16 protein-coding genes are annotated in these 20,595 nt (G+C 33.8%); 11 read left to right on the forward strand and 5 right to left on the reverse strand.

The genetic code is table 11. The annotated features are described in order from the left end of the window. The first annotated feature begins 71 nt into the window (after nt 1-71). Nucleotides 72-2,996: an FAD-binding and (Fe-S)-binding domain-containing protein gene (locus ACPX19_RS12295; protein WP_426430302.1), complete on the forward strand. Its 2,925-nt coding sequence runs from the start codon at nt 72-74 to the stop codon at nt 2,994-2,996. On the opposite strand, the gene ACPX19_RS12300 is transcribed toward ACPX19_RS12295, so the two are convergent. Next, entirely contained in the window at nt 2,988-3,839 is an 852-nt protein-coding gene (locus ACPX19_RS12300; RefSeq protein ID WP_426430303.1) for a UDP-2,3-diacylglucosamine diphosphatase, read from the reverse strand. The two genes, ACPX19_RS12295 and ACPX19_RS12300, sit on opposite strands and share 9 nt — an antisense overlap. A gap of 209 nt (nt 3,840-4,048) precedes the next feature. Between ACPX19_RS12300 and aroC the strand changes: the two genes are divergently transcribed. From aroC to ACPX19_RS12340, 8 genes are all read left to right on the forward strand, one after another. Further along, nucleotides 4,049-5,122, forward strand: coding sequence for a chorismate synthase (aroC, locus tag ACPX19_RS12305; RefSeq protein ID WP_426430304.1), 1,074 nt, complete (start codon nt 4,049-4,051; stop codon nt 5,120-5,122). A 38-nt stretch (nt 5,123-5,160) separates the two neighbouring features. After that, the gene (locus tag ACPX19_RS12310) at nt 5,161-6,486 is read left to right on the forward strand and encodes a dicarboxylate/amino acid:cation symporter (RefSeq protein ID WP_426430305.1); all 1,326 of its coding nucleotides are present in this window, start codon (nt 5,161-5,163) and stop codon (nt 6,484-6,486) included. Nucleotides 6,487-6,548: 62 nt separating this feature from the next. After that, a complete protein-coding gene (gene gshB, locus ACPX19_RS12315) occupies nt 6,549-7,586 on the forward strand; it encodes a glutathione synthase (RefSeq protein WP_426430306.1) in 1,038 nt (345 codons plus the stop codon). Nucleotides 7,587-7,597: 11 nt separating this feature from the next. Next, nucleotides 7,598-8,197: a hypothetical protein gene (locus tag ACPX19_RS12320; protein ID WP_426430307.1), complete on the forward strand. Its 600-nt coding sequence runs from the start codon at nt 7,598-7,600 to the stop codon at nt 8,195-8,197. Nucleotides 8,198-8,225: 28 nt separating this feature from the next. After that, complete coding sequence (locus ACPX19_RS12325; RefSeq protein ID WP_426430308.1) at nt 8,226-9,035, forward strand: sulfurtransferase; 810 nt, start codon at nt 8,226-8,228, stop codon at nt 9,033-9,035. 93 nt (nt 9,036-9,128) lie between these two features. Next, complete coding sequence (locus ACPX19_RS12330; RefSeq protein WP_426430309.1) at nt 9,129-9,464, forward strand: hypothetical protein; 336 nt, start codon at nt 9,129-9,131, stop codon at nt 9,462-9,464. Next, entirely contained in the window at nt 9,464-10,294 is an 831-nt protein-coding gene (locus ACPX19_RS12335; protein ID WP_426430310.1) for an N-formylglutamate amidohydrolase, read from the forward strand. The genes ACPX19_RS12330 and ACPX19_RS12335 overlap by 1 nt, the downstream gene beginning before the upstream one ends. Next, nucleotides 10,294-11,454, forward strand: a complete 1,161-nt coding sequence (locus ACPX19_RS12340) for a flavohemoglobin expression-modulating QEGLA motif protein (protein WP_426430311.1) — start codon at nt 10,294-10,296, stop codon at nt 11,452-11,454. The genes ACPX19_RS12335 and ACPX19_RS12340 overlap by 1 nt, the downstream gene beginning before the upstream one ends. A 502-nt stretch (nt 11,455-11,956) precedes the next feature. Here ACPX19_RS12340 and ACPX19_RS12345 read toward each other — a convergent pair. After that, nucleotides 11,957-12,376: a thiol-disulfide oxidoreductase DCC family protein gene (locus ACPX19_RS12345; RefSeq protein WP_426432459.1), complete on the reverse strand. Its 420-nt coding sequence runs from the start codon at nt 12,374-12,376 to the stop codon at nt 11,957-11,959. 27 nt (nt 12,377-12,403) lie between these two features. Continuing rightward, the gene (locus ACPX19_RS12350) at nt 12,404-14,221 is read right to left on the reverse strand and encodes a tetratricopeptide repeat protein (RefSeq protein ID WP_426430312.1); all 1,818 of its coding nucleotides are present in this window, start codon (nt 14,219-14,221) and stop codon (nt 12,404-12,406) included. A 381-nt stretch (nt 14,222-14,602) separates the two neighbouring features. Between ACPX19_RS12350 and ACPX19_RS12355 the strand changes: the two genes are divergently transcribed. Further along, complete coding sequence (locus tag ACPX19_RS12355; RefSeq protein WP_426430313.1) at nt 14,603-16,264, forward strand: hypothetical protein; 1,662 nt, start codon at nt 14,603-14,605, stop codon at nt 16,262-16,264. A gap of 156 nt (nt 16,265-16,420) precedes the next feature. Here ACPX19_RS12355 and ACPX19_RS12360 read toward each other — a convergent pair whose 3' ends face one another. Beyond that, the gene (locus tag ACPX19_RS12360; RefSeq protein ID WP_426430314.1) at nt 16,421-18,598 is read right to left on the reverse strand and encodes an endonuclease MutS2; all 2,178 of its coding nucleotides are present in this window, start codon (nt 18,596-18,598) and stop codon (nt 16,421-16,423) included. Between the two features lie 102 nt (nt 18,599-18,700). On the opposite strand from ACPX19_RS12360, the gene ACPX19_RS12365 reads away from it, so the two are divergent. After that, nucleotides 18,701-19,375 (forward strand): uracil-DNA glycosylase, encoded by a 675-nt coding sequence (locus ACPX19_RS12365; protein ID WP_426430315.1) that lies wholly within the window; start codon nt 18,701-18,703, stop codon nt 19,373-19,375. 348 nt (nt 19,376-19,723) lie between these two features. Here the strand turns inward: ACPX19_RS12365 and ACPX19_RS12370 are convergent, their stop codons facing one another. Then, a complete protein-coding gene (locus tag ACPX19_RS12370) occupies nt 19,724-20,578 on the reverse strand; it encodes a substrate-binding domain-containing protein (protein ID WP_426430316.1) in 855 nt (284 codons plus the stop codon). Between the last annotated feature and the right edge of the window lie 17 nt (nt 20,579-20,595).

The following is a 20,595-nucleotide window of genomic DNA, read 5'->3' on the forward strand; positions in this document are numbered from 1 at the left end:
TTAAAATTGAGTCTCAGTCATAGATTTTAAGACAACATTATAATTTACAAGTCCAGATTAATTAATTAAAGATGCAAGGTATTTCACGCCAAAATTTAACTTCACTAAGCACAAAACTAGAAGGCGAATTATATTTTGATGATTTAATGCTGAAGCTTTATGCAACAGATGCTTCTGTATATAGAATGATGCCAACTGCGGTTGCAATTCCGATGACTATTGGGGACATTAAATTATTAATAGATTTTGCTAATAAGAACAACATATCGTTAATACCAAGAACTGCAGGAACTTCTTTGGCGGGACAAGTAGTTGGTAAAGGTATTATAGTCGATGTTTCTAAATACTTTACCAAAATCATAAAACTCGATAAGGTTAAAAAAAGGGTAACAGTACAACCTGGTGTTGTTAGAGATCAATTAAACAATTACCTAAAACTTTATGGATTATTTTTCGGACCAAATACATCAACATCTAATCGTTGTATGATTGGAGGAATGGTTGGTAATAATTCCTCGGGAACCACCTCAATCCGATGTGGTGTAACACGAGATAAAGTCATTAGTTTAAAGACGCTTTTAAGTGACGGAAGTGAAGTTGAATTTACAAGTATATCTAAAGTAGAATTTCACAAAAAAACAAAACAGCAAACTCTTGAGGGAAAAATATACAGAACTATTTATAAGGAACTAAAATCTGAAGAAGTTCAACAAAGAATCAGAGAACACTTCCCTAAAGAACAGATTCATAGAAGAAACACTGGTTATGCGATCGATGAATTAATCAAGTCAGAAGTATTGACCAATTCAGATGAAAAACTCAATATGTGTAAGCTGTTGGCCGGAAGTGAGGGTACGCTTGCCTTTACAACAGAAATAACACTTCAATTAGATGAGTTGCCTCCTGATTGTAGTGCCATGATAGCTTTTCATTTTGAAAGTATAGCCAATTGCATGAAAGCAGTAAAACCCTTAATGCAACATAACTTGCATACTTGTGAAATGATGGATGACTCTATTTTAAGCCTCACAAAGCATAACAAAACTCAGCAAGAAAATAGAGCCTTTATAGAAGGAAATCCTGTAGCTATTTTAATGTGTGAGCTAAAAGCTGAAACCCAAGAATTATTGGATATTGAGATTAAAGCAATTATTAAAACAGCTGAAAATCTCAGCTTAAGTTACGCAGCTCCAATTCTCAAAGGCGTAAACATTACCAAAGCACTAGAGTTACGTAAAGCAGGTTTAGGTCTTTTGGGCAACATAATTGGTGATAAAAAATCAGTAGCTTGTATTGAAGATACTGCTGTAGCTCTTGAGGATTTAGATAGTTATATTGAAGAATTCACAGCCTTAATGAAAACGTATAATCAAAAAGCTGTGTATTATGCCCATGCAGGAGCAGGTGAACTGCATTTAAGGCCTATTTTAAATTTAAAGACATCTGATGATGTAAAAGATTTTAGAGTCATAACCACAGCTGTTGCTAAACTTGTTAAAAAATATCATGGCTCTATGTCTGGGGAACATGGAGATGGTATTGTTCGTGCTGAGTTTATTCCATTGATGATTGGTGAGGACAACTATCAACTGCTGCGGAGAATAAAATCAGCCTTTGATCCTAATAATATTTTCAATCCAGGGAAGATTGTAGATGCTTTTCCTATGGACAAAAATTTAAGATACGAGCCAGATAGAGCAGAGCCAGAGATTGAAACTTTTTTAGACTTTTCACATTCGCAAGGTATTCTTCGCGAAGCTGAAAAATGCAATGGCTCTGGCGATTGCAGAAAATTACCTGAGTTTGGTGGTGTAATGTGCCCAAGTTATAGAGCCACATTAAACGAAAAAGATACCACAAGGGCACGAGCAAATGCACTACGAGAGTATTTGACTAACTCTGAGAAGTCTAATAAATTCAATCATCTAGAACTAAAAGAGGTCTTTAGTCTATGCCTGAGTTGTAAGGCCTGCGGAAGTGAATGTCCAAGTAGTGTAGATGTAGCAAGTTTAAAAGCAGAATTTTTATACCAATATCAAAAAGCAAATGGCGTAACGTTTAAAGACAAATTTTTTGCAAACGCAACTAAGTATAACAAATTGGTATCTCGAACACCTGGATTAGCTAATGCGCTTTTTAAAACCAAATTTGTCAGAGGCTTTATGAATGCTTCTTTAGGGATTCATCCTCAAAGAAGTTTACCGGAAGTGACGAAATCTTTTTCAAAAATTACTCAAAATACGCCTATAAGTAATGTTGAAAAAACCTATAAAAAAACGGTCTATTTATTTGTTGATGAGTTTGTCAATTATCTGGAATCTGATATTGCTTTAGACTCTAAATTGTTACTTGAGAAATTAAGTTATAAAGTAATTATTATCAATAATTTAGAAAGTGGCAGAAGTTTTATATCAAAAGGCTTTTTAAAAGAGGCCAAATCTATTTCGAACAAAAATGTAGACTACTTTAAACACTATGTCAATGACGACTTTTATTTAGTAGGTATTGAGCCTTCTGCTATCTTAACTTTTAAGGATGAATATCTAAAATTAACAGATGACAGAGTTGCTGCAAAATCTATAGCTGAGCGAACTTTTCTTATTGAAGAATTTATTCAAATGGAAATTGAGTTAGGCAACATTGCATCAAATCAATTTATAAGGGAAAGTAAAACGATTAAGTTTCATGGGCATTGTTATCAAAAAGCATTAGGTAATCAAAAATCGAGTTTTGATATTCTTAATTTACCTGAAAACTACAAAGTAACTATAATACCAAGCGGTTGTTGCGGTATGGCTGGAAGCTTTGGTTACGAAAAAGAGCATTACCAAGTTTCTATGCAAATAGGTGAACAAACCTTGTTTCCAGCAATAAGAAAGGCTTCAGAAGATGTTATAATAGCAGCTAATGGAACAAGTTGTAGACATCAAATTAAAGATGGTACAGGACGCATTGCAAAGCACCCAATTTCAATTTTGAGAGAAGCTCTACTTTGATTTTTTCTTTTTAGGTTGTTCAACTATTGTAATAGCCGCAATAAGATCTTTTACATCCATATCCTTTAGCTCTTCATCTGCAAAGAATGGTGAAAGTTTGTCGTTGTTATAGTTGTAGACCTTCCAACGTTTAAATTGGTATTCTAAAGCAGTAAAATTTTCAATCCAATCACCAGAATTTAAGTAAGTTGTTTTACCATGCTTATTTTCTTTAATGAGCATTTTTGGAAGATGAATATGACCGCAAACTACATAGTCGTATCCATTTTCAATGGCTAAATCAGTAGCAACTTTTTCAAAGTCGCTAATGTATTTTACAGCACCTTTTACACTATTTTTTATTTTTTTGGATAACGAATAGCGTTCTTTCCCCATTTTTTCTAAGCACCAATTCACAAATCGGTTTAAGAGAATGAGTAAATCGTAACCCCAACCACCAAGTTTTGCTAACCATTTTGCATTCTGTATAGAAATATCAAAAACATCACCATGAAAAAACCATGCTTTTTTTCCATCTAAATCCAGCACCAATTTGTTGACTATTGAAATATTGCCAATCTCAGTATCTGCAAATTTCCTTAGCATTTCATCATGGTTTCCTGTTATGTAAATTACTTCAGTACCATTGGCAGCAAAGTCCATTATTTTCTTGATGACACTAAGGTGAGATTTTGGAAAGTATCTCTTTTTAAATTGCCAAATGTCTATTATATCACCGTTGAGGATAAGCTTTTTTGGTTCAATACTGTTTAGATAGGTCAATAGCTGTTTAGCATGGCAACCAAATGTGCCAAGATGTACGTCTGATATGACCGCTATTTCAACTTTTCTTTTTAGATTCAAGACATGCTATTAATAATTGCAAATAACAGACTAGCATATTAACTCATTGTAACCTCAGAATTAATATTTTATAATGAGAATGTTACCATATTGTTACTAATATTTTAGCCTACATAATAGATAGCTTTTGTAAATGTAAAACCATAAAAGCGATTAGTGCATTTTGGTTTCTGTAATAATACATTTACATTAGCGTAAAATAAGAATTAATGGCAGGAAATTCTTTCGGAAAACTATTTAAACTTACCACATTCGGTGAGTCTCATGGAGTAGCAATTGGTGGAATTATAGACGGTTGTCCTTCAGGTTTAAAATTAGATTTTGAAGCAATTCAGAGTGAATTAGATAGACGTAAACCTGGACAATCAAAAATTGTAACACAACGAAAGGAACCTGACACGGTAGAATTTCTTTCAGGAATTTTTGAAGGAGTTACAACAGGTACACCTATAGGCTTTGTAATAAAAAACACCAATCAAAAGTCTAAGGATTATTCACATATTAAAGATGTTTATCGTCCTAGTCATGCCGATTATACTTATGATAAAAAATACGGAGTGCGAGATTATAGAGGTGGTGGTCGAAGTTCTGCGCGTGAAACAGCAAGTAGAGTAGTAGCAGGTGCAATAGCTAAGCAACTATTGTCTTCTATTAAAATTAATGCATTTACATCTTCGGTTGGGGATATATTTTTAGAAAAACCTTATCAAGATTTAGATTTTAGCAAGATTGAATCTAACATCATTCGTTGTCCAGATGAAGCATCTGCAGAGAAGATGATAGCTAAGATTAATGAAGTAAAAAAACAAGGAGATACCATTGGCGGAACCATAACTTGCGTTATACAAAACGTACCTGTTGGATTGGGCGAACCAGTATTTAACAAACTTCACGCCGAATTAGGTAAGGCTATGTTATCCATAAATGCAGTCAAAGGTTTTGAATATGGAAGTGGCTTTTGCGGATCAAAAATGATGGGTAGTGAGCATAATGATAAGTTTAATGAAGATGGAAGCACAAAAACTAATTTATCAGGTGGTATACAAGGCGGCATAAGTAATGGTATGGATATTTACTTTAGAGTCGCTTTTAAACCTGTTGCTACCACATTACAAAAACAAGACACCATAAATAGTAAAGGCGAAACTGTTGAAATGCAAGGTAAAGGACGTCATGATCCTTGTGTTGTACCCAGAGCTGTGCCTATTGTAGAAGCTATGGCTGCTTTGGTTTTGGCGGATTTTATACTACTGAGAAGAACAGAATCTAACGATTGGAATTAAAATTAACTTAAGAGGTTACCGATTTATCGGCAAAAATTATGAAAAAACTCGCATTACACTGGAAGATTATTATTGGGATGGTACTCGGAATTATTTTCGGGTTTATAATGAATGTTGTAACCGGTCAGCAATTTGTAACCGATTGGATAGCTCCATTCGGCACTATATTCATAAATCTTTTAAAGTTAATTGCGGTTCCATTAATACTCGCTTCATTAATAAAAGGAATTTCAGACTTAAAGGATATTTCAAAAATTAGAGATATGGGTTTGCGGACTATCTCTATCTATATTGGTACAACACTAATCGCAATAATCATAGGACTATCCATAGTTAACGTTGTTCAACCAGGAACTGGTATGCCAAAGGATACTATTGAAAAAATCAAAGAGAAATATGAAAATGATGAAGGTGTCACCGACAAGCTTAATAAAGCTAATGCACAAAAAGATGCCGGTCCACTTCAACCTTTGGTTGATATTTTTCCAAGTAATATTTTTCAAGCTATGGGTGAAGCCAAAATGCTTCAGGTAATCTTTTTTGCACTATTTGTGGGTATTTGTTTACTGTTAATTCCTGAAAATAAGGCCAAACCAATGATAGATATTTTTGATTCGCTCAATGAATTGATAATGAAGATGGTAGACCTTATAATGCTATTTGCTCCTTATGCTGTTTTTGCGCTTATGGCAAACGTCATCATAGCGTTTGATGATACCGAAATATTATTGAAACTACTTCAATATGCATTATGTGTAGTAGGTGGTTTATTATTAATGATAAGCTTCTACATGTTATTGATAAAAGTTTTTACAAAAAAATCACCCTTATGGTTTCTAAATAAATTAAGTCCTGCACAATTATTAGCATTTTCAACCAGTAGTAGTGCTGCTACATTACCTGTAACTATGGAGCGTGTAGAAGAGCATTTGGGTGTGGACAAAGAAGTCTCTGGGTTTGTACTGCCTGTTGGTGCAACTGTAAATATGGATGGAACAAGCTTATATCAAGGTATAGCAGCTGTGTTTATTATGCAGGTCATTTGGCCAGAAGGATTAACCTTTACCAATCAATTGGTAATTGTATTAACAGCACTTTTAGCGTCCATAGGTAGTGCTGCCGTGCCAAGTGCTGGCATGGTAATGTTAGTTATTGTTTTAGAGTCTATTGGTTTTCCTGCTGAATTATTACCAATTGGACTAGCCTTAATATTTGCAGTAGATAGACCATTGGACATGTGTAGAACGGTTGTAAACGTAACAGGTGATGCCACAGTTTCAATGATGGTCGCTAAGTCTTTAGACAAACTTCACGACAATCCAAAACCTAAAGAATGGGATGATAATTACCACAATCCAAAATAATTTTCAGTAATTATAATTTCCTTAAATTAGGCTACTCATAAACAACAAAACCAACACTATAAATGAATATTTGCTTTATAATGTATCCATGGGATACAATAGATCCAGAAAATGATACAAGCCTGGCTTTAATAAAAGAATGTTCTAAGAGAGGTCACGGTGTAGCCATGTGTACACCTTCTAACTTAACCATTAGAGACAGTGTTACTAATGCTTTTTGTAATGTAGTTGGCAGAATGGATAAGGTGCCTACATCACTAAAATCGTATTACAATAAAGTAAAATTGAGAGAGGAAATGCTACCTCTAGCAGGTTTTGATGCTATTTTCTTTAGAGCAAACCCACCTTTAGACCCTATAATGCTCAACTTTTTAGACTCGGTAAAAGATGATGTGTTTATTATAAACTCATTAGAAGGTATGCGAGAGGCTAATAATAAACTCTATACTGCAGCCTTTGGCGATGCTCATAGTAATATTATACCAAACACTCATGTGTCTAAAAATAAGAAGTATTTAATACGTCAGATTAAAGAGTCCAAGTCTGATAAAATGATTATTAAGCCACTTAATGGCTTTGGTGGTTCCGGTGTTATTCTGATTGAAAAATCAGCCATGAGCAATATCAATTCGCTATTGGATTTTTATATCTCAAATTCTGATGGCACATCTAATTATGTGATTTTACAAGATTACATTCAAGGTGCTGACCAAGGTGATGTAAGGATTTTAATGCTAAATGGAGAACCTGTTGGTGCCATGAAACGTGTTCCGGGTTCTGACGATCATCGTTCTAATGTTTCGGCAGGTGGCAGTGTACAACGACACACACTTAACAAAGCAGAGAAGGCTTTGTGCAAGCAAATAGGTCCAAAATTAGTTAAGGACGGACTGTACTTTGTTGGTATTGACGTTATAGGTGGTAAATTGGTTGAAGTTAATGTGATGTCTCCTGGTGGAATCACATACATCAATAAAGTTTACAAGAATAAAGTGAAAGTTGAAGAGAAAGTGATTGACTTTTTAGAGAGTAAAGTCTTAGATCAATTACAAGCTTTTGATAGACGTACAAGACTTCGTAAAACGGTTGATGAGGCATAAATTTTATAAAGATGAAAAGTAATGCTCTAATCATTTCTTTAATTACCCTTTTTTGCTTTTACAGTTGCGCAACTAAGAAATATAAACAATCAAAGTTCCAAAATGGTAAATGCGAATATTTATATGTCAATGATTTTTCAGGAACGTCCATCTCAACTTCAGATTTTATAGTTCTAAAAGATACTATATCGGTCAGTTCTTTGAAGTTTGAGTGTACTTACACAGCATTTTATACTTCTTGGGTAATGTATAATAATTATGGGGAATGGGATGATGGTGTGCAACCAGAAAATAGTTACAACACCTATCTTGTATGGAAAGATATAGATTTATTTTCTAATGGTGATAAATATACTGTAGTAACATATGGTGTAGAAAAACCTGGTGATATTTATTCATCATTGATGGTGTTTGATGATAAGGGAGGAGACATGCTTTCTAAAAACTCTGAACTTAAAACTAAATTGATTGATTTATTTTCAACTGAAATTAGGAAAAAAAAGAAGAAAAAAATAAAATCTATTTTTCATCAAAAATACATTAAGCAATTTAGACCTGAATTTTGGGAAACATACAAGACTTATCCTAACATTAAAATCTATATAGAATAAGATTTTTGATAAAGAGTAATTTCCTTCTATGTCTATAGCCACTAATATTTCTCTAGTCTCTGTAAAATGGTTAAATACTAACTTAAACACTGAGAACTTAATAATACTTGATGCTACAATTAACAAACAGATAGAAAATAATTCTGAAAGAATCCCAAATGCTCGATTCTTTGATATAAAGCAAAAGTTTAGTGATACTAGAGCCAGATTCCCAAGTACTTTACTTAGCACACAACAATTTGAAACAGAAGCCAGAGCTTTGGGTATAAATAATGGTTCATTTATTGTAGTCTATGATGACAAAGGCATTTATTCTAGTGCAAGAGCTTGGTGGTTATTTAAGACCTTTGGTTTTAAAAATGTAGCAGTTTTAAATGGTGGTTTGCCAGAATGGAAGAAACACTATTTAAGAGTAGAGCCATATAAAGAAGAGCTTATAGAAAAAGGGGACTTTACCGCTAGTTTTCAAACAGAATTAATCACAGATTTTAATGGTGTTAATCAATTTTCTCAAGATAGTAAAACACTAATTATAGATGCTCGATCTGAAGCTAGATTTAATTGCCTAGTCGATGAGCCACGGCAAGGCTTAAGACGTGGAACAATTCCAAATTCTAAAAACTTACCATACACAGAATTATTTAATGGTAATATTTTAAAATCTAAAGAAGAACTTTTAAAAATCTTTGATAACTTAGTAAGAGAAGAAACACATTTAGTTTTTAGCTGTGGCTCAGGAATTACAGCTTGTATTCTAGCTATGGCTGCTTCAATTTGTAATTATAAAAATTTAACGGTCTATGATGGCTCATGGACAGAATATGGAACTTTAACCTAAAATAAATGAAACACCCATTATTAAACTTTAATCACATAGCTGAATGTTAATTGGGTGTTCCATGTGACCTTTGAAAAAAATAAATATTAACACATGAAAACAATCGATTGGACAAGAGACGAACTCGTTGCCTATATCTTACTGTTTGCTGCTCATTCAGATTTTAAGGAGGATAACCACGAGCGCAATGTTATTATCTCTAAAGTAGACATGAAAACTTTTCAAGAAATCCATGATGAGTTTGATAAGGATAATGACTATCAAAGTATTCAGAAAATAATAACAAGTCTACGTCAGCATAATTACGATAGAGAAGATATTGATGTACTTTTAGAAGATATTAAAACGTTATTCTTTTCAGATGATGATTTCAATATTAACGAACGTAATATGCTAAAATCCCTTGAACGACTCTTTAAGGCTTTATAATGGAGCGATTACCAATTAATACTATTATAGCAAAAATAGAGGCAGAAGAAATCTTCCACGCGGTTTCGGATGATTATTCATTTACTTTAAAATTAGATGATTATGTGCCTTATGTATGCGGATCGGTACATGATGGACACCAATTTAGAAAAGACCTTTGGGACAATTGCCTACATTCAGAATATGATAGATGGTACGAGGAAGATCCTGAAACTAAAAACATGGTGATTTCGCATCCAATCTTAATATCTGGTTGTGATTCTCGTTTTGAGTACGATCTTAATCGCGATCCTGAAAATGCAGTTTTTGATACTGCATGGGGAAAACAACTTTGGAAAAATCCATTGCCAGAAAAAGAAAAAACCAAAAGTTTGCAGAAACATGCTAATTTCTACAAAGTGGTTAAGACTTTAATTTCTAAGATTGAAGACAAGTTTGGTGTATGTGTCGTTTATGACATGCATAGTTACAATTGGCAACGATGGGATAGGGAAGTTCCGACATGGAACCTGGGAACCTCTAATATAGATAATGATAGATTTGGAGAACAGATAGAGTCTTGGCGTCAAATGCTAGCAAGTATTGAATTGCCAAATAACATAAAGCAAACAGCAAAGATTAACGATACCTTTCAAGGAAATGGATATTTCTTAAAATTCATTACTAATAACTTTGAAAATACTTTAGTTTTGGCAACCGAAATAGCTAAGGTGTATTGTGATGAGTATAAGCAGGTTATTTATCCTGAGGTTGTTGCGGCAGTTGAACAACAGTTGAAAACACTTATACCAAAACACGCAGACGAATTTTACAGAAAGTTTAAAGGCTAATGTCCCAAATTAAGACTACAGAAGAATTTCAAGATTTATTTGATATTGATGCCAATCTTAATCGATTGGTAAAAAATATTGAATTACTAAATTATATAAACCCTCTAAATATAGCTTTTGAAAAGAAAAAATTCTTTTCTGCAAAGTATAACTATGAACCAGAGTTTAATTATCCCAAAATGCGGTTTAATGGTTATAAATTACATCGTTTATTTTTCTCTCAGCGTTTAGAACGTATAGAGGATGACGACATTAGACAGCTATATGAGGATATTATCTATGAATATTCTGGTTTAATTGAGTGTATAGAAACCATAGGTCAAGGACGTAAATTTTATTTCAATAGCCTTAAAAGTTTTGGTACACCAACCGAAAAAGATATTGAGAATGCAAAGTTTATTCTTCGTTTTGATAATTCCGAGTTTAATGAAGAAATGCTTCCTATGTATAATGCTAGTGAAGCTAAAGATTATTTTGCTGAATTTTCAAAACGTTACGACTTTAAGTACAACATAAAGATTTCTAACAATCTTTCTGCAGCAGCCATGGTTTTGAATAATACACAAACCTTAGTATTACGAAAAAGCCATAAATACAGCTTAAATCAGCTTAAAGTATTAACCAATCACGAAATCGGTGTTCACATGGTTACTACATTTAATGGTTTAGAGCAGCCTTTGAAAATTTTTTCTAATGGTTTTCCCAACAATGTTGAAACTCAAGAAGGCTTGGCTGTGTATTCCGAATTTATGGGTGGGTGTTTAACTATTGAGCGTTTAAAGGAGTTAGCGTTTAGGGTTATTTCCGTAGATAGCCTTAATAAAGGTTATAATTTTTCGGACACATTTCATTTGTTACACAACCAGCATAAGCTAAATAGGGATAAAGCATTTGCCATTACTTTAAGAGTACACAGAGGAGGTGGATTTACAAAAGATCATTTATACCTTAAAGGGATTAGAAATATTTATAAGTATGTTAATGAAGGTAACGATTTAGGTATCTTATTGACTGGTAAGGTCAGTCTGGAATACATCCCAACAATGAAAAAGTTAATTGATTTGGGCTTAGCAGTAAAACCTAAATATTTTACTGATGCTTATATTAAAAATGATAATACTAATGCTAATTTAGAATTCATTTTAAAAAGTTTGAAATAAAACCTCAAAGCTAAATACAAATTCCATCCTAACAAGGTACCTTAAGGAAGTTAGACATGCTTCCAATAAAGAGTTTAACTCGTTCCTAACTAACGGAAGTTAGGGTTAAACTAAATCGTATTTCACTTTGAGGTTTGTAATTACTAAGCTTAAACCATCAACTAAAAAAGCTTACTTTAAAAGTACTTTTATTTACTTGCATAGCAAGTCGAAAATGAGCAACATGGTGTTTTGATAAAGTGATTACTGGTTTTTAATGAGTAAGCTAACACCTCATAGAACATATTGTCACTTTTAACATTTAAAACAATTATTATGGGTTTATGTCGATTTTTTTAAAATGGTAGGACAGATTGATTTATTTTTGAACAAACAAAATAGGTGCTATTAACCAATTCGAAGTTTTCCCTCAAACCGAATTCAATTTTGTTGAAGTTAAATTAGTTTTAAGTAAGTTGTTAATTTTAAAAAAGCCTTTTAGGATGTATCCTAAAAGGCTTTTTTACATTAGGAATTTAGCTTTTAACTCAGGTGTAGGAATCATGCAAGCATCTTTCTTGCCAAACCATTTGTAACGGTTTTTAGCCACAAAATCATACACCAAATTTCTTATGAAAGTTGGTATAATAAGGAATACGGTCATTAGTTTAGTAGGAAAGTTAAGTTGCTTAGCAACTTGTAATGCAGCAGTAGATTTAGAATAGACTTTTTTCTTAGCAGGATTGTATAGAAGAATGGAATCTATTTTAGTAGTGTCTATTTGAAATTGTGAGGAGATGGACTTTCCAACTTCGCCTTGAAGTGGTGCAAATAAAAATTTATCCTTTTTATCTCGTTTGATCACATACAATACGCTATTGTTGCATAAGTTGCATACGCCATCGAATAGGATTAGTTGTTTGTTATTTGGTATATTGACCATACTTGAAGCAAAGATACGTTTCAAAAATTACAGGGTGTTTAAAAATTCCGTTAAATCCTCATCCTTATCCAAGTCTAGCTTCTTTTTTAAGCGATATTTTGATTTTAAAACACTGTCTGGCAGTACGTTAAGCATGGATGCGATTTCTTTTGTGGATAAATTCATCCTTAAAAAGGATGCCAATCGAATTTCTTTTTCTGAGATTTCTTTGGAAATAGCTTTGATCTTATTGTCAAAATTATTGTGTACTTCAGAAAAGTAAGATTTAAACACTTCCCAATCTTTATCTTCGGCACTTTCTTTTTTGAGCAACATCACCAGTCGTCTAAATTCAACTTTAAAAAGTTCTGGCGAATGCTTAATTTTTTCCAGGTTTTCTTTTAATTCCTGAATAAAGGTGTTTTTCTGAACAAGATGTAATGTTTGGCTTGCCAGTTCTTTTTGTTTAAATTCAATTTCTTGCTTATAAATTTCCTCTTGCTTTTCGCGCTCTGCTTTGTTCTTTTTTATGCGCTGATTAAAACTAAAATATAGAAGGCCGGCAATAGCTAAAAATGAAAACATCCCAATGGCATAGAGTGTTTTGGTTAGTTGGTCGTTAGCGGATTTGGCGTTTAATGTTTTTATTTCTTCTTGCTGCAGTTGTATTTTGGTGTTTTTCACCTCGCTTTCGTAGTATTCCTGTAGATTTAGAATTTCTTTCTGTTTTTCTAATGTATAAAGCGAATCATTTAAAACCTGATAGGTATCAAGCGTTTCTGTAGCTTCCTTCCATTGATTGTTGGCTTTTAAAGCCATTGCTTTTAGTTTGTAGGCATCCAGGACCTGTTCGTCTATACTGCCTTTTGATTTTTCGCTATTTAATGCCATTGCTGCATACTGCAAACCCATGTTGGTTTTACCCATTTTTAAATAGTTTTCGCTTGCCATTCTGCTATTTAAGCTCACTAAATTTTGATTATTGATGGTTTTTGCTTTTTCTAAATTAGTCAAGCTTAGTTGCAGACTTTTTTCATAATCGCCATTAAGTAAAAAAGCTTTTGCCAACTGTGTATTTGCAGAAAGCTGATTGTTGTCACCTTCTAAAAAAGCAATCGTTTGGGGCAATTGGTCAATGACTTCTAACGGTTGATTCAAAAAATTCATGGTCATACACCAATTAATCTTGGAAAAATGATACATGATTTCATCTTTACCAAGCGACATTTCCAGTGCTTCTTCAAAGCGCTCTTTCGCGAGTGTATAATCTTTGTTGGCCAAATAAATATTACCCATAACATAAACAATTCCAATGCGTTGACGATAATTAGGACTTTGGTCTGCATAGGGTTTTGCTAAGGTCAACATTTCAATAGCACGCTTAGTTTTTCCTAGTCTATGATACACATCAGCCATGAGTATGTGTGCATCTGTAATTTGTAAATAATCATTGGCCTTTTTAGCCCATTCTAAGGCTTTTTTGTAGGCCGGAATCACACTATCTGTCATTTCAGTTTTTACAAATACTTCTCCAAGGCGCTTGTATAAATAACTCATGGTAGTAGGATAGGATTTTGCATCTGAGGTAGCAAGACCTTCTCTTGTATAGCGCTCAGCGTCTTTAATGTTACCATACCATAGCAAGCCGCCTGTTATTTCTTTGTAGGTCATAATTAAGGTAGAATCGGGCATATTTTTAGCCATCTCAATGGCTTTATCGTAATACGATAAACAATCTTCGCCGTTTTGCTTTAAACAATCGTCACCTGCCAGTATGGATTGTTGTATGGATTCGTTCAGTAAAGGCATAAAATCTTGACCCAAAACAAGCGATGGCAATAGTAAGAAGAGATATTTTAGTTTCATAGTACTCTTAATATTTAGTGTTTTGCTAAGTTAACGTATTTAAGTACTGTATAGACACCACTATTAAAGGTATCGTATGTTTAAAGTCCTAATGTCTATGATCTGTCCATGCAATTCTTATCAAGATACATATTTAATTACCACATATTCAATATTTTATAATTCTAATTATTTATTAAGTCCTTGCTAGGATATATATTTTTTTTACAGGTCTGTCCATACTTTGTCCATGCCAAAAATTAGTATTCCGCATGATCTTCCAATAGTTTTGAACCATCGTTAATGCGATAACACATTTTGTGGTGGATTAATTTGGACTTGGCTGCAGACAGTCCAAATTTAGTGTCATCACAACCTATTAACCACAAAATCCTTTTAATTATGAAACCAAGCAGATTAAATGTTAGAATTTCCCTCAAAGTATGTTCTTTTTTAATGGTCTTAACGCTGGTAGCTTTAAGCTGTTCTAAAGAAGATGATACACCACCACCTGTTGACAATAACGGCGAATTGGTAACCTCTAACGGTGTAAACGCCGATGACTTTGAGCGTTACAAAGGCGCCCTGGGCATGATTGTGAGTGCGCGTAACGTGGCCAAAAAAGGCTACAAGCCTGTAACCGCAAACCTAACCATACAAGGCTCGCAAGGCGACTACTCACAAACCATAGAGATTGACCCATTCTCTTTTATGGGTAAAGTGCAGCTGGAAATAGAAGGCCTTAGTGATGCTGCCAAAGAAGAGCTCGTAAACGGTATTCCTGTAACGGTTGATTATAAAGATGCTACAGGTGCCACCATATTCTCAAACACCATAAGTGCCGTAACATTTAGTAGTAATCCGCCACCTACAAGTGTTAATGTAGCCGCCTTGGCCGACACACCAGATAGTGAGGATGTATTCTTCGGGGATTTGGATTATGTTCTTCAACGTGTTGATCAAGAAGGAAATCTTACAAATTTGGTGTTTAGAGTTCAAGAAATATCTGGGGACGATGTCATTGTTTTGTCTGGAGTTGAAGATTTTAACATGAGCAATACAAATGATGAATTTAGAATAGACATCATTAGCTCTAATGCCTCTGAGACTATAGTAGCATTTAAACATAAATCCACAGGTAGATACATTGAATTTGGAACGACACCTTCTTTCCCATCATCGATTGTCAGTTCAAGCATCCCGTTAGTCTTGGGTGCAACCTCAATTCCATCAGCTTCAGCCGAGGATTACCATTTTAAAATACAAAAGTATCAGGATGGTGTTTATAGGTTGCGTTCTATTGGTTTCAATGATTTTGTAGGGTTTACTGGTCAAGATGTGGTTGGATTAAACTTGATTGAAAGTGATCTATATATACGTCCCATTGCCACCAATGCCAATTGGAGTATAGAAAACATTTCTGCCTCTTTTGTGGCACCGATATTACCCGAACCACAAACCAGTTTTGGTGCCAATAGTACATTAACCAATTGTACTTCTGCCGGCACACTAAGCCAAACTATAGGCTTTTCGTTAACGGAGGAATACTCTAATACCATTGGCTGGTCTGAGTCTTTGTCTATAACTACCACAAATACTGTTAACGTAGAAGTCTCTGCAACAGTTGGGTTTGAAGCCTCGTTTTTTGGTACGGGCGGTAATGCTTCTGCCACAGTTTCGGCAGGGTACCAATATAGCCGTGCCGCTACGGAGTCTTCCAGTAATTTTGGTGAAGGCACCGCTACTGTATCAGAAACTATTTTCCAGGAACGTACCGTTACAGTGCCACCCCAAAGTGCCTCATTGGTTTACGATGTGGCGCAGTATTATCCTAATACCAAAGTACAAATGGCACAACGCCTTAGAGTACGCGCGACTAATAGCAGCGGTGTGGCATTAAGTGGCGAGTTAATTAGAGCACTGTTTAGATACTCAAGATTTAATGGGGTCGTTACACAAGTTGGTTCAGATTTTATTGAAGTCAGTCTTCAGGGTACCATGACCTTAGAACGTATTTTAGAAACCCAAAGTTCGGTACAAGAAGTAGAGCCTAATTGTAATTAAATATATAAAACTGTAAAAAAGCAATATTTTAAAAATTATTGTTTTTTATTTATAAAACTTTTTAAATACGTGTGGCTATATCAGTACAAGTTAGAAATAAGAGGATTAGTTGTTTGATACTCTAATAAAGCTTTTAAATTCTATAGTATGTTTTTATTATTTCTGCCTATTTTGTATAGCCTCTACAAGTTCTAATAAATCAATACTAACATTAGTTGTAAAAAGGCCATAGTTCACTATGGCTTTATTTTTTTCTATAGCGTCTATTGAGCCAACCGCCTTACCATCGTGTATACGTACACGATCTCCAACTTTTAAAATTGGTTTTGGTTTTTCTACAACCACTTCTTTCTTTCTAGCAGCTTTCTTAGTTTCACGAATAACTTCTACTTTTTTCTCTGCTTCAAGCTTTATTTGTTCTTCCTTAGCTTTTTCTACTCGCTTTTGCTTTAAAGACATTTTTTTGCGTTTGGTATTTTCAATTTGAACTAATCGGAATAACTCAGACATCAACTCGCGTTTCCGATTGTTTTCAAAAAACTTCTCAGCAAGGTCATTTACTTTCTGGCCTAAATGGATAAGACGTTGGTTACTATCATAGAGTTCTTGGAAACTTTCAAGTTTCTTTTGAATTTTTGCATTGGTCTCTTCAAGTTTTTCAGCCTCAGAAAGTTTTTTCTTTTCATTTTCTTTTAAAGAACGTTCGGTACGTTCTAGCTTACTTCGTTCTTTTTGTAATTTTGCAATAGTAGCATCAAACCTAACTTTACCTCGCTCTATTTTCTTTTTTGATTTGTTGATTAAGCTATATGGAATGCCATTTTTTTGTGCGACTTCAAAGGTAAAAGAGCTTCCGGCTTGTCCTGTTACCAACTTGTACATAGGTTCTAGACTCTTTTCATTAAAGAGCATATTGGCATTTTGCATGTGAGGCAACTCATTGGCCAAAAGTTTTAGATTGGAGTAATGGGTTGTTATAATTCCGAATGCATTACGTTCATAAAATACTTCGAGGAAAGTTTCGGCAAGAGCACCACCAAGTTCAGGATCACTACCCGTTCCAAATTCATCTATTAAAAAAAGCGTTTTACTGTCTACTTTCTTTAAGAAATAATTCATCTGTTTTAGTCGATAGCTATAAGTGCTTAAATGGTTTTCAATAGATTGATTATCTCCTATATCACTGACCACACGGTCAAACAAACAAACCATACTTCGCTCGTGTACAGGAATAAGAATCCCGCTCTGAAGCATAACTTGAAGTAGTCCGACAGTTTTAAGGGTAATACTTTTTCCTCCAGCATTAGGTCCTGAAATAACAATGATTCTATTTTCGGTACTTAATTCTACAGTTTGGGGAAATGTAGTTTCACCTTTCGCTTTGTTGGTTAAATAAAGTAATGGATGGTAGGCATACTTTAAAACCATTTTACGGTCATTGGTTAACTCTGGTAAAATGGCATTCATGCTTCTAGCATATTTTGCCTTAGCAGCGATAGTATCTATTTTAGTTAAAAAGTTTTGGTAATCATTTAATAGTGGTAAAAAAAGTCTAATATAATCCGTCAGTTCTTTTAGGATTTTGATGACTTCTTCTTTTTCTTCATACTCCAGATTGTTCAACTCTCTAGAATATTGCAAAGTGGTTTCTGGTTCTATGTAAACGATACTTCCTGTCTTGCTTCCACCCATTATGGCACCTTTTACCTTTCTTCTATACATGGCTTTTACAGCCAATACGCGCCTATTATCAACAACGGATTCCCTAATGTCATCAAGGTAATCTAAGCCATGATATCGAGTTAAAGCTGATGAAAAACTGCTATTGATTTTTCCTTTTAACTTTCCAATTTCTTGTCGTAATGTTAATAGCTGAGGTGAGGCATCGTCTTTTATATCTCCAAAGCGATCTACAACAGCATCCACTTGCTCTATAATTGACGTTGTGATTTCTACATGTTGACTATATTGATATAACTTTGGATAATAGTCTTTATACTTCTCAAAAAACTTTACCAGAGCATTAGAAGTCAACGATATACTTACCAGTTTTTGCAAACTGGCGACTTCTAAGTAAGTATTTTCTATTTTAAGAAGTTTAATTTCCTTTGAAATCGATTCGAATCCATGGTTTGGGATACGATTATCATTGTCAAAAGAAGACAAATACTCATTTACGTAATCCAATTCACGAACCAATTGTGTTTCAACCTCAATAGGTCGTAGGCTAAGAACCGCTTCTTTACCTAAAGCGGTTGTTGCATATTCGGAAATCTGTTCTAGAACCGTAAAAAATTCGAGATCTTTTAAGGTCTTTTCATGAATGCGTATCATGAGAATTTTTTAATTTTTAGAATTGCAAATTTAGGGTAAATGTTGTGATATGCCCAACACTATAATAAACTGCTATTCCTTATTTTTGAGAAAATATTTTATATGAATGTTGATATTCACCCGAGTTGGAAACCTTACTTACAACCAGAATTTGATAAACCATATTTTAAGAGTCTTGCTGATTTTGTAAAATCTGAATACAAAAACTATAAATGTTTTCCAAAAGGATCTGAAATATTCAGTGCTTTTAATCATTGTTCTTTTGATGATACGAAAGTAGTTATTATAGGTCAAGATCCATACCATGGTGTTGGACAGGCTAATGGTCTTTGTTTTTCTGTTAATAACGGAATTCCTCATCCACCTTCACTAATCAATATTTTTAAAGAAATTGAAACTGATTTGGGCATTCCTTATCCAAAAAGTGGTAATCTTATACCATGGGCAGATCAGGGTGTGTTGTTACTAAACGCTACGCTTACTGTTAGAGCTCATCAAGCTGGAAGTCATCAAAATAAAGGATGGGAACAATTTACAGATTCTGTTATACGCTTGATAAGCGAAAAAAAGAAAAATGTGATATTCTTGCTTTGGGGAGGGTTTGCAAAAAAGAAGAAAAACTTAATTAATAAAGACTCACATTCAATATTAGAAACAGGTCATCCATCTCCACTTAGTGCAAATAGAGGCTACTGGTTTGGTAATAAACATTTTAGTAAAACTAACTACCTGTTACAGCAAGTTGGCCAGTCTGTAATTGACTGGAGACTAGAGTAGGTGTAGGTTTTTTAACGTGTATGATACTTGATTTTTTGTTTTCAACTTTTTTAGAAGTTTTGTTGCAACTAAACCTTAAGAGTAAAAAATTTAAGGTAACTAAGAAAGACAGAATCAGAGTAATTGTTAGAATCATATTGATCTTTTTCTTGATGTTAATAGCTTAGATTTGGTCTTACAAATGTAACTAAAAATTTGAAATACTGAAAGTTATGAGCAAAAACTGTAAGATTTAACTTTAATGCCTTTAACAAAATTTAACGTTTTTAGTCGATATTTACTAGTGTTTCAATGGTTTTAAAACCAAATAAATTTGATAAATAGTATTGATTTTTAAACAATTAATCGCTAAATCTTGTAAACTAAATCTGTATAATCAACCTTTTTTGGAATGATGTCTAAGTTAAAAAGTTGTTCTTGTACATTATTAATGGTCTTTTTGTCAATTAATTCTTGAGACCATTCAGTTAACGAAAGCCATTCTTGTACATCTTCAATTTCTTGATCATAGCGATTAGCTATTGTCCTGTCTATACTTGGTATGGATTTAAAATCTGAAGTCGTAGTGTTGATAATATCTAAAATGGTCTTAAGCTCTTCTTCGTTATTTTCTATAAACTCATTCCGTACAGCTATAACGAAACAAGGCCATGGCGTAGGGCATTCCGCAATACGTCTAAAAATACCATCATCTACAATTGGTTTTGTCGTAAATTTCTCCCACATAAAGTAGTCCGCATCACCATTTGTTAAACCTTCTATAGCACCATTTAAATTCTTAATAACTTCAAAATTTACATCAGTATCCAAATTCCAATTGTTGTTTTGAGCATTTATGTAAGCCATTAAATGTGAGCCAGAGCCATATCTGCTTATTGCAGCTCTGGTGCCTCTAATATCATCTATTGTTTTAAAGCTTGATTTATCAGCAACGTGAATTCCCCAAATTAATGGTGTTTTTACAAAGGTCTGAACGATGCTTGAGGGATTGCCATCAATAATATCCTTTATAATGCCCTCAGTTAAAATCACTGCAATATCTATATCGCCAGAGCGTAACGCTTTGCACATAGCCCCAGTTCCGCCATAGTAATCGTGCCAACGGAGATTAATGTCTTCGGCTTTATATTCACCATTTTTAAGGGTTAAATACCATGCTAAATTAAAATGTTCTGGAACTCCACCTATGTTTACTTTCTTCATTTATGCTGAACTTGTTT

The organism is Winogradskyella sp. HB-48, assembly GCF_049942685.1.
GTDB lineage: Bacteria > Bacteroidota > Bacteroidia > Flavobacteriales > Flavobacteriaceae > Winogradskyella.

Coding starts and splice junctions, on each gene's coding strand:
- ACPX19_RS12345 (WP_426432459.1), bottom strand. CDS start 12,376: ATGGTCAATATACCAAATAACAAACAACTAATCCTATTCGATGGCGTA.
- ACPX19_RS12295 (WP_426430302.1), top strand. CDS start 72: ATGCAAGGTATTTCACGCCAAAATTTAACTTCACTAAGCACAAAACTA.
- ACPX19_RS12355 (WP_426430313.1), top strand. CDS start 14,603: ATGAAACCAAGCAGATTAAATGTTAGAATTTCCCTCAAAGTATGTTCT.
- ACPX19_RS12360 (WP_426430314.1), bottom strand. CDS start 18,598: ATGATACGCATTCATGAAAAGACCTTAAAAGATCTCGAATTTTTTACG.
- ACPX19_RS12320 (WP_426430307.1), top strand. CDS start 7,598: ATGAAAAGTAATGCTCTAATCATTTCTTTAATTACCCTTTTTTGCTTT.
- ACPX19_RS12365 (WP_426430315.1), top strand. CDS start 18,701: ATGAATGTTGATATTCACCCGAGTTGGAAACCTTACTTACAACCAGAA.
- gshB (WP_426430306.1), top strand. CDS start 6,549: ATGAATATTTGCTTTATAATGTATCCATGGGATACAATAGATCCAGAA.
- ACPX19_RS12340 (WP_426430311.1), top strand. CDS start 10,294: ATGTCCCAAATTAAGACTACAGAAGAATTTCAAGATTTATTTGATATT.
- ACPX19_RS12310 (WP_426430305.1), top strand. CDS start 5,161: ATGAAAAAACTCGCATTACACTGGAAGATTATTATTGGGATGGTACTC.
- aroC (WP_426430304.1), top strand. CDS start 4,049: ATGGCAGGAAATTCTTTCGGAAAACTATTTAAACTTACCACATTCGGT.
- ACPX19_RS12350 (WP_426430312.1), bottom strand. CDS start 14,221: ATGAAACTAAAATATCTCTTCTTACTATTGCCATCGCTTGTTTTGGGT.
- ACPX19_RS12330 (WP_426430309.1), top strand. CDS start 9,129: ATGAAAACAATCGATTGGACAAGAGACGAACTCGTTGCCTATATCTTA.
- ACPX19_RS12335 (WP_426430310.1), top strand. CDS start 9,464: ATGGAGCGATTACCAATTAATACTATTATAGCAAAAATAGAGGCAGAA.
- ACPX19_RS12325 (WP_426430308.1), top strand. CDS start 8,226: ATGTCTATAGCCACTAATATTTCTCTAGTCTCTGTAAAATGGTTAAAT.
- ACPX19_RS12370 (WP_426430316.1), bottom strand. CDS start 20,578: ATGAAGAAAGTAAACATAGGTGGAGTTCCAGAACATTTTAATTTAGCA.